Genomic DNA, 14181 nt, shown 5'->3' on the forward strand with positions numbered 1-14181 from the left:
CCGACAATCTCCTCAACTCAATGACAATTCAATAAATGCTCATTGCTCAATACGGAACCGCTTCATCCAGTCTCGAACACGAACCATTCCGACTGGATTATTGAGCCGTGATTAGATCTGTTCACTGGTTGCAACTTAACCAGGTACGAGACTGCTCGAAGCTAGCAGGCGACCACTGCCACGCAGTCGCGCACAGCACCAACTGGCGAAACGGGCAAGGATTTGTGCCCCAAGAGACATGGTGCCTCAGGGGCAGCATCATTCCGCATCGGAACAAACTGGGGTGCACACCGCACAGCCGGAGACAGCGCGAGACCCTTCCCACAATGAGCACACGCGGCGCATCGCATGGCAACCAGTGCGCGCTCGCCGTTCGGGCGAAGCAACGGACGCCTCGCAAAAGGCATGAGGCCTGCGACCCGGCGCCCGCAACACCGACATCTCACCCACCAGAGCCGTCCGTCGCCTACCAGCAGGAATACAGCCGACCGGATACACGGATCGCGCGGCGGCGACCGCAACGACGCCGCACGCAGACACGTGCCGCTAGCGCACGCCACTGGCCAACTTCGCGCGACCAGGGCAATGCAGCGAACTGATCAGAGCCACACGGACAGGTCGATTCGGGCACATGTGATCCTGGCAGCTTTTACAGGCACGGAGATCGCCAAATTAGGCACGCCGGATCAGCCGATCAACACTCGGCCGTGTTTGCTCTGCCCGCAATGCCCTGGACCGGCGACCGCGTCCGGCCGACCATGAACGCGAGACGAAGCAAGTCCGGCACCAACTCGCCCGCCTTGAACAAGCACGCATTGGTCGTCGCGACCGAAACGGCAGGCATTCCCATCCCGAACGATCATGCCCGTGCAGCCGCGAGACGAAGCGGCGCAGCCAGACTGCCACGTGAACGCTGTCGCGACTGGCTGCTCAAGGAGGCCTTCCACCCATAGCCGGCATCGACGGCTCATGACTCGACTCACCAGCCGATCCCAAATATTCCGGCACCACCATTCCGATGCGTCAGGTTTTCCCTAAAATTTCGCCGCTTTCGCGGTAAGCCAGCAGGGCACGCAGTCGGTTTCGTTCGCCAACAACTCACGCACTGCTCCGACTCCGATCGCCGCGTCCAAGCCGTCGACGAACGAGCCGCAGGAACACCCGAGGCACCGCCTGCATCTTCAGTGCCCACAGCCGACACCCATGGTAAATATAGCCGTCCTCCGGCGACATGATGGACGTATTTCCCAGAGTCTTCGCCGAGGACGAAACCTTCGAATGGCGGCTTGTGAACGCCCCGAGGGCAAAAAGCGGCCGACTTCCGGGCATCGTGCCCAGGTCCAAACGCGACTGACGACCCCCACGGCCTAACATCGCATCGCGACGGCAGATCAGACGCCTTCGCAACCGGCCGCGCGGTTCCCTCTTCCGCAAGATGACGTGCGGTCACGGCGGTCCCCGTCCGGCCCAAGGCCTCAGGCGGGGACCGTCCGTTTCCGGGGATAGAGCCAATCTGCCTCGTCGCCCCGCAGCACCTGGCCCGGCCGCGAACCACCTTGGCAAGGCCTGCAAGGGAAGATCTTGCGTGTACTTTCGGACTCCGATCCCGGTACCGATTAGACAGAAAACATCCGGCCGTCCAGAATGCCTTCCACCGGGCGGAGAGAGCGGCGAATGCCGTGCCCGGTCCACTTGGCCAGGAATGGGGCTCCTGACCTCAGCGTGCACCTCCAGGAGAACCATGACCAGGAAACTCATCGCCCGCACCTGCGGCCTGCTGGCGTTGTCCACCGCCGTCCTGTTAGGCGTCGCCCCCGACGCGCTGGCCAACTACCCGACGGCGCCCCCGCCGCCCTGTGGCGACTACTGCCCGCCGCCGGTTACCAGCACCAAACCGGCACCCCCGTCCCAGTCGGCACCGCCCACGTCGACGAGCAACTACCCGACGAAGCCGACTTCCCCCACCCAGTCGGCACCGACCGCGACCAGCCATCCCACGACTGGTCCCTCGACAACCACGGCAGCCGGCACTCAGCGCAACACGCCCGTCGCGGCACCACGGACTGCGCCAACTCCGGTTCACCAGGTGAAACAGATCCCAAAGGGCGCACCCGAGACCGGCGGAGGCGGGACTGCCGACGACTCGCGATGGCCACTGCTGCTCCTTGGTCTGATCGCGGCCGGCGGGCTCCCAGTGGCCGCACGCCGGATCCGGGCACGCAGGAACTGAAGTGAAGATGGCGAGCCCCCGCATGCGCGCGCTCTCCGCAGTGGGCGGTGCGGGGGCCGCCCTCGCAGCGGTCCTCGTCCTTACAATAATGGGCCAGGACCCACAGGCTTCGTCAACTGCACCCACCGCGGCAGCGCTGCGACCAAGTCCCATGGCACCTGCCACGACCGCAGCTTCCCGGGTCGCTCCGGCCCCCGTCGCCACTGCCATTCGCATCCCGTCGATCGGAGTCACTTCCACTCTGATTCCACTGGGTCTGAACGCCGACGGAACAGTTCAGGTCCCTTCGCTCGACACACCAGGTCAAGCCGGCTGGTACCGCTACGGGCCGTCTCCCGGCGAGCCCGGCCCTGCGGTTGTCCTCGGCCACGTGGACGGGAGCCACAAGGCAGGGGTTTTCTACCGCCTCCATGACCTCCGGCCGGGCGATACGGCTGAGTTCGACCTTGCCGACGGCACGCACCGCACGTTCGTGATCACCCGACTTGATCAGCAACCGAAGGATGCGTTCCCCACCGCCGCCGTCTACGGCGAAACACCTGATCCGGAACTGCGGCTGATCACGTGCGGCGGCGCATTCGACCGGGCAAAACACTCCTACGTCGACAACGTAATCGTGTATGCCGTTCTCCGGGAGTGACCTTCGGGCAGACACATCTGCCTTCACTCACCGGCGTGCCGGAATGGGGCCGCGGGCCTGCGAGGTCCGTGATCAACTGCTCGTGATGATCCAGTGCCCGCTCCCGACGGGCATCGGCCGTGGCTCGTCTCTCCGAGCCATGCCAGTCATCACACCTGTGGCACGCGGTCGTCGCCCCATGACGACTGCGTGCCACAGGCCTTCACAGATCCATCGAGTCCTTGACCTTCTGCGCCGCCTCGTTGATCGCGTTCTCGGTGTCTTTGGCGACCTTCGCCGCGTCGTCCAAGTTGTCGGCCTGCACCCGCAGCGCGTCAGGCAAATCCTTCAAGAAGGACTCGATATCGGCCGCATGCATCTTGTTGTCGAGATCACGGCGAAACTGGTTGGCGGCTTTGTCGGAAGGCAAACCCGCGACAACCTTCGGGTCTATCAGGTTTCCGGCGAGCCCCTGTGCCTTGGTGGCAAGGTCGTGCAGGCGGCGCGCAAGATCGGCGATCTTGTCGGGGTCATAGCCGATCAGCCCGTCGGGCATGGTCCACCTGCTTTCGTCGCGAAATTTTCCGGATCGTCGCCGGAGAACAGGAAACAGGCAAGGCGACTGCCGCTCACTCTGCCCTGCCGCACTGCCATCAGTTGCGCGAAACACCCTGGGCCGGCGACGAAAATTGGGAGGCGACGCCAGTTCCAGACGCGTCAGCCGGTCGGTTGATGTTCCTCGATGCGAGGACAGCTGGCCAGCCAGCGGAGAATTGCCTGCGCTCTGGTGTCGACGTGAAGCTTGGCGAAGATCCGGTTGATGTGGTTCTTCACCGTTTTTTCGCTCATCCACAGCACTTGTGCGACGTCACGATTGCGCAGACCGAGGGCCATTTGGCGGAGCACCTCGATCTCCCGGGGGGACAGCTGCGCGAGATCAGCGGCTTCGCTGCCCTGCGGCCCGGCGAAAAGCCGGACTACTCGTTCGCCCGACTGCCCCGCAGCCTCGGCGACCGGGTGTCTGCGCGCCTGTTGAACAGGCAGCCGGACGACTGTCGCCCTCGCAGCCGAAGGAGGGAAGCCTGCCGCGCGAACAGCACCGACCAGGTCCTCCTCGACCAGGTCATCGAAACGGAACACTTTCGCCGCACCGCGCCGCGCCAGAATGGGTGTGTGCCGCTCGTCGCCGCGCCGCACCACCGCTACGACGACTGTCCGGCAGGCAAGACCGGGCAAGACCGACAACACATCGGCCAGCCGGTCCCCCACGTCCAGCAACAGAACGGCCGGCCGGATGTCCACGGCGGCTTTGGCCGCAGCCCAGACCGAGTTCGCCTCAGTGACTGCCGCGGCAGGCAGCCATTCCATCAGGATCGCCCGGATTCCTTGCCGGACGACGACATCCGAACTTGCGATCACGGCGCGGCCCGCGACCGCGGCGAAGCTGTCCGGCATGGTGACCACCCTCCCTGGTTCGATCGGCGGAGAGTCGGGCTCGAAAACTGGCCAGATCGAATCAAGCAGCCGCAGACAAGTTGCCGGACGCTCTCAGCCCGGGTACCAATTTCGCCCTCTCTCTGCCCTAAACGGCCAAGTTGATCAGCTGAATCGCCCTTCTCGCGCGCGCGGTACCGCTTTCCGCCGCTGCATGCCCCACCGCTGTCTCCCGAGAACCACCTAACCGCGCCGGATGCCGCCCCCGGCAGGCGGATCACCGTCCTCAAGGCGATTCAAAGGGCGGGTCTTCCCGTTTCCGCTCCTTCGCGCTCCCAGCACGTTCCCATGACGTTCGGGCAGTCCCCGCCCTGCTTCCAGGGCAGGCACCGCGTCCTGAAACTCGTTTCCGGCTGGTTCCGACGTTCACTGGTTCCGATAAGCCGGGCACCGGAATACTCGGCATCCACACGAAAGCCGACGGCCATGACCAGTACGCTCAGAAATCTCAAGTCAGAGTCCGAGTCGGTCCCACGCGACATGAGCGCCGCCCTTCAGCACTATCGCGCGTGCGGATGGCCGGTCAGCCATGACAGCGTCGGCAAGAGCGTGCTGGTGCGAACCGGAAGCACGGTCGACGCTATCGTGCTGGACCCGTCCCTGAGCGGCGAGGTGCTCGCACATCTCGAGGTGCACATGCTCGCCGGACCAGTCCTGAGTTATCGGGTCGCGCCGGATTCGATGGTTTTCCTGACCACGCCCGCGACACCAGTGCGCCGCTCGACGCTCGCAGACCTCGAACACGCGCACGTCACTCTTCCCCGCCCCGGCTCGGCGCTCGCTCTCCCGATGGCCGGTAGCTCGAGCAGCGACGTGTGGTGGGTCCGGCCTCCCCGGCCCGGCCGGATGCTCGCCCCGTGGCAAGCGGTGGTTTCCTCTGTCCGAGTCGTGCTCACGACCGGCGACCATGCCGCTTGACCCCACCGTCCTGAGTGTCGGAGCAGCCGTGGCCAGTCACGATGCCCACCGGATTCCATGAAGACCGCGTCTGCCGCTGGAGGAGCCATGGACTGCCTGACCGTCGCCATCTGGTCGACTGATCCGTTGACTGTGCCGGGGTTGGCGAGCGTGCTCCGAGCCCGTCCCGAGCTGCACGCTGTACCCCTGCATGGGGTCGGCGATGCACAGGCTGCGCTGGTCGCAGCCGAGTCGATCACCGCCGATGTCTGCGCGGCGCTTGATCGGATCGCCGCTGCGTCATCGGCCCGCGTAGTGCTGTTGACCAACGAACTCACCGACGCTGACCTGCGCCTGGCGGCGCGCTGCGGTGTGGTCTCCGTCCTGCCGCGGTCCGTCGTCACGACGAATCAGTTGCTCGCGGCCGTGATGTCCGCGCTCCGCACTCCGACGCCGGACCCGGCCGAACGGACCGCTCGGCTTACTGGCCAGCTGGAACGGGTGCAGCGCGGTCTCCTCCGCCCCCGAGGGCTCGGCTGCACACCGCTAGCCCCGCGGGAGCGGGACCTGCTGCGCCTGCTCGCCGACGGCCTTGACACCGCCGAAATCGCCCACCAGTTGGCCTACTCCGAGCGCACGGTCAAGAATATTGTGCAGGGTCTGATGAGCCGGCTCGGGCTGAAGAACCGCACCCACGCCGTCGCGTTCGCGATGCGCTCCGGAGTGCTCTGAGTCACGGTGCACGCTGCCGAGAGCGTGCGAGGGAACCAATATTCGGATACCGGTGCAGAATGTGCCGCGCGCCCGCCTCGGTGTTCTGGAAAACCGCTTCCATTGGACGCGCGACCGATGACCATCGACCAGACGGTTGCCGGGCTCTTCTCAACCCACCGAGCACGCAGGAGGTGCCGCCTTGTCCGACGAGAGCGATCCGGGGTTCACCCCGGAATTCACCGCACCGACCGACACTGTCGATGTCAAGCTGCCCGGCAACGGCCTGAGCGTAAATGGGCACAATGTCGACAACTGGAAAGCGCTGTTCGGCGACAACAGCATCAGCGTTCACAGCACGACGTCGGTCACCGGCCACATGGACCTGTCGAAGGTCGACATCGGAACCCCGGACTACCACAATCCGGATCCCAATCTCGACGCGGACATCGACTTCGCCCGCAAGTTCAACGTGGACGGTGTCGCCGGCACCGTCGATCCCGCCTCGGGCGACGGCTTCGTCAAGGTCGACCCCAACCAGCTGAAGGCATGGGCGGACAAGATCGAATCGGAGCTGCTGCCCTACGTCGAGTCGATCCAGACCAAGCTGGCCAACCAGAATCTCTACATCGGCGGCCTGCCCGAAGCGCAGAACCTCCAGTCCGACGTCGCGAAGCTCAAAGATCTGTACGCCACGACCTTGCAGAACTCCAAGACCGGGCTGCAAAAGCTAGTCCAGGACCTCCGCAGCGCCGCGAAGACATACGACAGCACTGCCGAGCTCACCAAGGACAAGGCCCAGTACGTCTCGAAGCTCGTCAGCGACATGGGTCAATTCACCAACGGCGGCACCGGGACCGGCGCGCCCACTCTCAACAAGCCCGATAGCGGTGCAAGCGGCACCTCCCCCACCACGCCCAACAACGGCACCACCGGCAGCGCTCCGGCCAATAACACGACCGCGCCAGCCCCGCCCGGACCGGATGCCGCGAAGAAGAACTGACCAGGGCGCGTCCGCGGCTGCGTCGGCCAGCATCCGGGCCACGCCGCCGCGCACGTCCGCCCAGACTCCGGAACCACGTCCAGGCACACCATCGGCAGCCATCACGCGCCCGCGAGACGGGCCCCGCACGAGACGGACCGACCATGTCCGACCAGAACCCCCTTCCGCACGCGCCGAAGGTCAAGCACCTCGACGACACCAAGGCGGCCACCGAGAACACCACGGTCCCGACCGGCGCGAACTCCGAAGGGCCGACCGGTCTGGGACCTGCATGGAATGACTGGCACGTCATCAAGAAGGCCATTGTCGGCTATACCGATATGGACACCGGCACAGCGCAGGCCTACCTGTCGAAAAACGGCGGCGGCTGGGCACAACCGCAGACGGCCTTCGACCTGGGCGACGACTTCGCCACGCTGGCTGACACGCTCAGCTACCTGCGCGACGCGATGGTCACGCAGACCAACAGATTGTTCGAGAGCTGGCAGGGACCTGGCGCGCAATCCTATGGCGACGTGATCAACTCCGCGAGCAACATGCTCCTCGCACAGTACAACGCGATCGTCGCCCCGCCCGGCGGTCAAAGCATGCAGAATTTGCTCTATCACGTCGGCAACACCCTGCTGTGGGCACAGCAAGCCATCGAAAGCGTTGACCACGCGTTCGCCCAGGCTGCCGAGGCCGCCGGTGCCGGCGTCTACAGCTCCGACGGCAGCGGCACCGTCGTTCACATCAGCGAAACACCCGTGCTGGCCCAGGCGATGACCAAATACTTCCTCCAGATCGCCACCGCGACCAACAACTCCTTCGGCACGGACCGAGGTTTGATGGGCAACCCGCCGCCATCGTCGGACTTCGCTGCCAGCCCGTCGTCAACTCTCGGCCTCAACGGACCGGACTCGCCGTCGCTGGACACTTCCGGGCTGCAGAAGCAGTTGGACAACCTCTTCCCCAACCTCAAAGACACGCCGAATCTTCCCAGCCTCACCGACGCCAACGGCAACCCGATCTCGGTGCCGAATCCCAGCGGCGCCGCTGTCACCGCGCCGAACGTCGATGTCGGATCGCCCCCCGCACTCGGCACCGGCACACCGGGTCTGGCGAATTCGCCGTCGACCAGTCCCGCCGGGCTCGGCGGCCCCCAGCCGCAAATTCCGCAGCTCGATCTCGGTTCCCCACCCGGGGTCAACGGCACCGCTGGCGCGCCAGGGGGCGGTGCCCCGGGCATCGGCGGCCTGCCGATGGGCGGTCTCCCGCCGTCCGCGGGGAAGCAAGCCGACCGGGGCGCCGGCACCACCTCCGCACCGCAGATCAAGGTGCCACAGCTTGATGTCGGCCAGCCTCCGGGTCTCGACGGCACACCCGGCACCGGCGTCACCGAACTCCAGCCCGGAAACGCCGGCGTTCCGGCGCTGAATCCGGACAGTTCACCCCTCTCCTCGATCGGCACCGACGGTGCCGGAAACCCGATCTCGGTTCCCCAGGTCGGCATCGGCTCGCCGCCGGGCCTGAGCACTGGCGGCGGTGGCGGAATCTCGGCCCCCGGCACGGACGGCGCAGGTCTGGGCAGTGCAGGAGGCCTGCCCGGGATCGGCACCAGCGGAACAGGCGCCCAACTGGGTGCAGACGGCCTCCCGATCGGCGGAACCGCCCCGGCCGGCACCGGTACAGACCTGGGCGTCGGCTCGGGCAACGGCGCAAACTCCCTCGGGACCGGCGGAACGGACGCCGCGGGCGCAGCCGGCACCGGCATGCCGAGCACGGCCGGAGCCGCAGGCATGACCGGTGCCGCCATCCCGGGCGAGGCTGGGGCCGCAGGCGCGGCCGGCGGCGGAATGCCCATGATCCCGCCGATGATGGGCGGTATGGGCGGCATGGGCGGTCAGCAGGCCAAGGAAGGCAGCAACACCTGGCTGCAGGAGCATCGCAAGCCGTGGGACCAGGGCGACGCCGACGGTCTCCCAGCTGCCACGCTCGGCCGTGACACCGCGACCGGCGAACGCGACCGCAGGCGACAGTCGCATGTGGTCCGGCGACTCCAGCCAGCATTCCAGCAGCACGCCACGCACACCGCGACTGAGTCGTTCGAGAACCAGACAGCAGCTCAGCAGCCCGGCGCTGCGGAACCGCAGGCTGGCGAAGCGTCCGCCCACAGCTGAACCTGCGACCGTGCACAACCGATCGAAAGCAGGTGCCTCACCAGTGGCCCGACGGCTCGCGAAGTCGCTCTGCGCGGAACTCCTGGGTCCGCCCCGCGCATGGATCGACGGCGAAGAGGTCACGCTCGGCCCGCCCATGCAGCAAGCCGTGTTCGCTGCCTTGGCTGCGCGCTGCGGACGCCCGGTCTCCCGTACGGAGCTACTCGCCGATTTGTGGGGTTCCGCGCGGCCGCACAGCGCGGAGGGCAACCTGCACACATACGTGGCGGGATTGCGCCGGGCGCTCGAGCCGGATCGGTCAGCTCGTCAACCGGCGTCCCTTCTGTCCAGCGAGAACGGTGGCTATGTGCTGCGGATCGACGAGGCCAAGCTCGACCTGGCGATCTTCGAGCGGTACCGCGCGCAAGCTGAGGCACGGAAGGCCGATGGTGATCTGGTCGGAGCGTCGAGCCAGCTCGAAGCTGCGCTCGGGTTGTGGCGGGGACAAGCCATGGCCGGGCTGCCCGGTCCGTTCGCGGAGCTATCCCGGGTCAGGCTGGCCGAGCAACGGCTCCTGGCCACGGAAGAACGAGCTGAGCTGCTCCTCGAACTGGGCCAAGTCCCGACAGCCGTCGCGGAGCTGGCAGTTGTCGTCAGAGAGCAGCCGCTGCGGGAGCACGCCCGTGCGCTGCTGATGCTCGCGCTGTTCCGCGCGGGCCGCCAAGCCGACGCGCTGGCTTCCTTCCGCGACGGACAACACCTGCTCGCTGCAGAACTGGGCGTCGAGCCCGGGCAAGAGCTGCGCGAGACGCACGCGCGGATCCTCGCCGAGACTCCGCTGCTCGTGTCCCGCCATCCAGCCCAGCCGGCTCCGATCCCCCGCCCAGCTCAGCTCCCGTGCGGCATCCGCGACTTCGCTGCGCGGCACCAAGAGCTCGCCCTGCTGCGAGCCTGGGTCGACGACGCACCAGACGACAGTCCTCCGTTGATCGTGCTCCACGGCGTCGGCGGCGTCGGGAAGACCGCACTGGCGACCCGTTTCGCCGCCGAGATGGCGGGGCGTTTCCCCGACGGGCAGATGTACGTCCACCTGCGCGGATACGATCCGGCGCAGCCCCCGCTCTCGACCGCCGAAATCCTCGCGCAGCTGCTGCGCGGCCTGCGGGTCGAGATGCAAGCCGTCCCAGTGTGCCTCGAGGAGCGGGCAGAGGCGCTTCGCCAGGCGGTTTCCGGGAAGCGCCTGCTGATCTTCCTTGACGACGCAGCGTCCCCGGTGCAGCTCTGCCCAGTGCTTCCGGCGCTCCGCGGCACGTTGGTCCTGATGACCACCCGCAGGCGAATGAGCGAGCTGGCGGACACTCCCGGAATCCGACGGCTCTCGGTTCCCGCTCTGGAACGCCACGATTCGGTGGAACTGCTGCAGACCGTCCTCGGCGCGGAACCCGATCCGCTCCTGGACCGGCTCGCCGCCGCGTGCGGCGACCTGCCGCTAGCGCTGCGAGTCGCCGCGGAACGCATCACCAGTCGTGCCCTGTTCGATCCGGCGCAGCTCGTCGACGAGTTGGCTACCGAGCGCTTCCGGCTCGATGTGCTCGACAGCGGGGATGACGACGCGACCGCGTTGCGTGCGGTGTTTTCCTGGTCCTATCGTGCGCTTGGACCGGAACGCGCTCGAAGCTTCCGTTTGCTCGGCCTGCATCCCGCAGTGCAGTTCAGTACGCCAGCTGCCGCCGCGCTGCTCGACGTCAGCGTCACTACGGCGCGGCGGCTTCTTGATTCGCTGGCAAATGAGCATCTACTGGAACGAGTCGGCGAGAGCGACTTCCGGTTTCACGACCTGGTCTGGTTGTACGCGGCAGATCGAGCGGGTGAGGAGGAGACAGCGGCGACCCGCGACCGCGTGCGGACCCGCCTGATCACCTGGTATCTGCGCACCATGGACGCGGCGGCGGCGGTGCTGAACCCGCACCGTCCGCGAATACGCCTCACCGAGCCGAAGGAGGACTGCGGTCGGCTCAGCTTCGCCGACCGGAATGCCGCGCTCGCCTGGTGCGAGTGCCAACGGCTCAACATCCTTGCTGTCATCGACCACGCCGCCGAGCTTGGCGAGCACCGGTTGGCCTGGGAACTGGCGCGGTCGTCCTGGGCGTTCTTCCACCTGCGTTCGCACTGGTCTGACTGGTCCGCCGCGGCAAGCACCGCGCTGCGGTCCGCGCGCGCTTTGCAGGACCCGAGTGCGGAGGCCGCGGCGCTGGTCGACCTCGCGACGCCGTTGCAACATTCCGGCGAACTGGCAGCAGCCGAAGAAGACCTGCGCTCGGCTTTGGCGATCTACCAAACGCTCCGCGATTCCGCCGGGCTCGCCCGGGCAGCCAACAACCTGTCGTTGGTGCTTTGCGACCGCGGCGAGGCAGGGACAGCGCTCGAATACGCACAATTCGCCCTCGCGACATTCAGCGAGGTCGGCAACGGATGGGCCCAGGCGAACGCACTCGGCAATCTCGGGTGGTGCTACAGCCTCGAAGGCCGCCATCACGACGCGATCGACCACTTCGTCCGCAGCCTGGTGCAATGCCGTCGGCATGATTACGAGTGGGGTGAAAGCTTCGCGTTGCGCGGCCTTGGCACCGCACACGGCGCGCTGCGGAATTTCGAAGCAGCGAAGTCGTGCTTCGCGCAGTCCTTGGACCTGTGCCGCGCCGCTGGCGACCGCCGGGGCTCCGGGATGGCGCTGGAAAGCCTCGGCGAGGTCGCGGCGCTGCGTGGCGAACTGGACGAGGCCCGCTCCCGGTGGGAAGCAGCGATCGCGATACTGGCAGAAGCCAATGACCCCTATGCCGAGCGGATCCGAGCACGCCTTGCGGCATTCAAATGATGCCCGCTCTCATCGCGTAGGCGACCGCGTGCGGCCGGTTCTTCAAATTCAGCCGGTTCATCAAGGCGTAGATCACGTTCTTGACGGTTCGCTCCGAGTAGCACAACTGCTCCGCGATCTCGGAGGTGTCAGCGCCTTCGGCCATGAGACGCAATACGTCCACCTCGCGCGGGGCAAGCCCGGTGGCATTGAGCCCGTGCGCCGCCAAGACCTCCCGCTGGAGCCGCTCCACCTGCTTCATCAACGTGCCGAGAAGGTCCGATGGCAGCATCCCCCGTCCCTCAGCAGCCGCCATGACCGCGCTGATCAGCCGCTCCCCGCTCGCTGCCGAGCGCAACAGCACAACCACTACGCCGCATTCGATCGCGGTCAGCAGATCCGTTTCCGGCAGCTCGTTCGTGATCAGCACCGTGCGCATCGGCGAATCCGCGACGGCTCTCCGCAGCATCGCCATGATCTCCGCGGTGACGACATCCGCCGCCACCACCAGCACTTCCGCCTCGGCAAGCCGGCCGCTGGGCAGAACATGGACCTCCGGCCGGGAGCGCAGGTAACTCGTGGCCCCGGCGTGGGTGATCGGGTCCGACGAATGAACGGCAACACGTATTCGTTCCATCGGTCTCTCCTCACACCTCCGGAGCTGGTAGGTCCAAGTCTGCGCGCGCCGACTTCATGAACTCTTGATGCGAACTCAATGGCGCGCAGTCCTCGACAGGTGTGCAGACTTCATGAAGGCAGCTCGCCGACACTCGAAGAAACGACAGCAGACTCCTGGCGGGAGGCACGGTGGACCGACTGCGCGTCGCAGTGCACGCCGACGACCCACTCACCCATTGCGGCGTGACCAGCTGGTTGCGGACCAGCGAGCGTCTCGAAGTGGTGCCGAGCAGACTGGGGCCAGGAACCGGAGTGCTCGTGCTGGCAACCGGGCCGACGAGCCGCGACGTCCTGGGCTCGCTGGCGAGAGCATGTCCCGCTGGGAACCTCTTACGACTGGTCTTGCTGGTGAACCATGCCTCCGAGCAAGACCTCGCGGCGGTCGCGCTCACCGGAATAGTGTTCGTGCTCCCCCGGGCAACCGCGCAGCCTGGCCAGCTGGTGAGGGCTGTGCTGGACGCGGGCAGTCGGCCGGCGCTTGGATCTGCCGACGCAATGACCGCGCTGCGCCGTCAGTTGAGCCGCGCCCAGCGAGAGCTGCGCCCGCACCACGATCGCGCCGGCCTGTCCCCGCGGGAGGTCGACGTGCTCCGGATGCTGTCTGCCGGTTGGGACACGGCGGAGATCGCCGAGGCACTGTCCTATTCGGAGCGGACCGTGAAGAACCTCATCCATCGCATGCTCAAACGCCTGAACCTGCGCAACCGCACTCATGCGGTCGCCTACGCCGTCCGGACCGGAATCGTCTGACCGCGCCGGCGTCGTGCCGGGAAAGATGAGTTCGGGCAGCACCAGCCCGGGCGGAGGGGCAAACCGGACCATCGCTGGTAGCCGTCGGTGACCAAGTCGGTTTCAGTGGTCGCAGGAGGTCGGCCATGTCGTCCGCAGGAGCCCGCACGAGCGGGCAACACCCCTCGACGAAAGTCGCCCGGGTCATTGCCGCCGCGTCCAACACGATCGTGCGGCACGGCGTCCGGCACATGCTCGTCGGCTGCCCGCTCGTGTCGTTGGTCGCCGAAGTCCGCGTCGGCGGCCAGGTCCGCGACACTGTCCTGGCTGTACGACCAGACCTGCTGATCGTCGACCTCGAAATGCTGGGTCCCCGGCACGACGAAATCGTGCTGAAGCTCGGCGAGCTGACGACCGTGGTCGCATTGGCAAGGGAACGCGACCGGACGACGACCGCGGCCCGCACCCTCTTCCACGGCGACTTCACCCGCGAGGACTTCCTGCGCGCAGTCGTCGCGGCGTCCCGGCGAGGCATCGCCGCGGCCGCCGACCGTCCGCCGCCGGTACGAACTGAGCCCGCCCGTTCCGCCCTCCCGCGAAGCACCGCCATGCCACCGGCCAGCCGCCTGCTCTCCCGGCGCGAGGCCGAGGTGATGTCCTACATCGCCCGGGGGCTGCGCAATCAGGACATCGCCGCCAGTCTCAACCTCACGGAGAAAACGGTCAAGAATCACATCAACCGGATCTTCGCCAAGCTCCAGGTCGACACCCGCACCCAGGCCATCGTCTTGTGGCTGCGCCCCGGCGAGTGAGACCCCCGCGTTTCCG

11 protein-coding genes are annotated in these 14181 nt (G+C 66.8%); 8 read left to right on the forward strand and 3 right to left on the reverse strand.

The window, feature by feature from the left end; genetic code table 11:
* Positions 1–2381: 2381 nt before the first annotated feature.
* Entirely contained in the window at positions 2382–2870 is a 489-nt protein-coding gene (locus ABD156_RS25615; protein ID WP_344278984.1) for a class F sortase, read from the forward strand.
* 202 nt (positions 2871–3072) lie between these two features.
* On the opposite strand, the gene ABD156_RS25620 is transcribed toward ABD156_RS25615, so the two are convergent.
* Together ABD156_RS25620 and ABD156_RS25625 are read right to left on the reverse strand one after the other, a co-directional pair.
* Positions 3073–3405, reverse strand: coding sequence for a hypothetical protein (locus tag ABD156_RS25620; protein WP_344278698.1), 333 nt, complete (start codon positions 3403–3405; stop codon positions 3073–3075).
* Positions 3406–3566: 161 nt separating this feature from the next.
* The gene (locus tag ABD156_RS25625; protein WP_344278701.1) at positions 3567–4304 is read right to left on the reverse strand and encodes a helix-turn-helix transcriptional regulator; all 738 of its coding nucleotides are present in this window, start codon (positions 4302–4304) and stop codon (positions 3567–3569) included.
* Positions 4305–4823: 519 nt separating this feature from the next.
* Here ABD156_RS25625 and ABD156_RS25630 point away from each other — a divergent pair.
* From ABD156_RS25630 to ABD156_RS25650, 5 genes are all read left to right on the forward strand, one after another.
* Positions 4824–5261: a hypothetical protein gene (locus ABD156_RS25630; protein ID WP_344278704.1), complete on the forward strand. Its 438-nt coding sequence runs from the start codon at positions 4824–4826 to the stop codon at positions 5259–5261.
* An 87-nt stretch (positions 5262–5348) separates the two neighbouring features.
* A complete protein-coding gene (locus tag ABD156_RS25635) occupies positions 5349–5972 on the forward strand; it encodes a helix-turn-helix transcriptional regulator (RefSeq protein ID WP_344278707.1) in 624 nt (207 codons plus the stop codon).
* A gap of 181 nt (positions 5973–6153) precedes the next feature.
* On the forward strand, positions 6154–6954 hold the full coding sequence (locus ABD156_RS25640) for a hypothetical protein (RefSeq protein WP_344278710.1): 801 nt from the start codon (positions 6154–6156) through the stop codon (positions 6952–6954).
* A gap of 143 nt (positions 6955–7097) precedes the next feature.
* Positions 7098–9113, forward strand: coding sequence for a hypothetical protein (locus tag ABD156_RS25645; protein WP_344278712.1), 2016 nt, complete (start codon positions 7098–7100; stop codon positions 9111–9113).
* A 43-nt stretch (positions 9114–9156) separates the two neighbouring features.
* Positions 9157–11967: an AfsR/SARP family transcriptional regulator gene (locus tag ABD156_RS25650; RefSeq protein WP_344278714.1), complete on the forward strand. Its 2811-nt coding sequence runs from the start codon at positions 9157–9159 to the stop codon at positions 11965–11967.
* Here ABD156_RS25650 and ABD156_RS25655 read toward each other — a convergent pair.
* Positions 11960–12583, reverse strand: coding sequence for a helix-turn-helix transcriptional regulator (locus tag ABD156_RS25655; RefSeq protein WP_344278717.1), 624 nt, complete (start codon positions 12581–12583; stop codon positions 11960–11962). The two genes, ABD156_RS25650 and ABD156_RS25655, sit on opposite strands and share 8 nt — an antisense overlap.
* Positions 12584–12753: 170 nt before the next feature.
* On the opposite strand from ABD156_RS25655, the gene ABD156_RS25660 reads away from it, so the two are divergent.
* Positions 12754–13374 (forward strand): helix-turn-helix transcriptional regulator, encoded by a 621-nt coding sequence (locus ABD156_RS25660; protein WP_344278719.1) that lies wholly within the window; start codon positions 12754–12756, stop codon positions 13372–13374.
* 125 nt (positions 13375–13499) lie between these two features.
* Positions 13500–14165, forward strand: a complete 666-nt coding sequence (locus tag ABD156_RS25665; protein WP_344278722.1) for a response regulator transcription factor — start codon at positions 13500–13502, stop codon at positions 14163–14165.
* The last annotated feature ends 16 nt before the right edge of the window (positions 14166–14181 follow it).

It is taken from the genome of Amycolatopsis albidoflavus, assembly GCF_039525725.1.
GTDB classification, from domain to species: domain Bacteria; phylum Actinomycetota; class Actinomycetes; order Mycobacteriales; family Pseudonocardiaceae; genus Amycolatopsis; species Amycolatopsis albidoflava.

Excerpts from the sequence above, each read along its gene's own strand:
- ABD156_RS25615 (WP_344278984.1), top strand. The coding sequence starts at position 2,382 with ATGGCACCTGCCACGACCGCAGCTTCCCGGGTCGCTCCGGCCCCCGTC.
- ABD156_RS25620 (WP_344278698.1), bottom strand. The coding sequence starts at position 3,405 with ATGCCCGACGGGCTGATCGGCTATGACCCCGACAAGATCGCCGATCTT.
- ABD156_RS25625 (WP_344278701.1), bottom strand. The coding sequence starts at position 4,304 with ATGCCGGACAGCTTCGCCGCGGTCGCGGGCCGCGCCGTGATCGCAAGT.
- ABD156_RS25630 (WP_344278704.1), top strand. The coding sequence starts at position 4,824 with ATGAGCGCCGCCCTTCAGCACTATCGCGCGTGCGGATGGCCGGTCAGC.
- ABD156_RS25635 (WP_344278707.1), top strand. The coding sequence starts at position 5,349 with ATGGACTGCCTGACCGTCGCCATCTGGTCGACTGATCCGTTGACTGTG.
- ABD156_RS25645 (WP_344278712.1), top strand. The coding sequence starts at position 7,098 with ATGTCCGACCAGAACCCCCTTCCGCACGCGCCGAAGGTCAAGCACCTC.
- ABD156_RS25655 (WP_344278717.1), bottom strand. The coding sequence starts at position 12,583 with ATGGAACGAATACGTGTTGCCGTTCATTCGTCGGACCCGATCACCCAC.
- ABD156_RS25665 (WP_344278722.1), top strand. The coding sequence starts at position 13,500 with ATGTCGTCCGCAGGAGCCCGCACGAGCGGGCAACACCCCTCGACGAAA.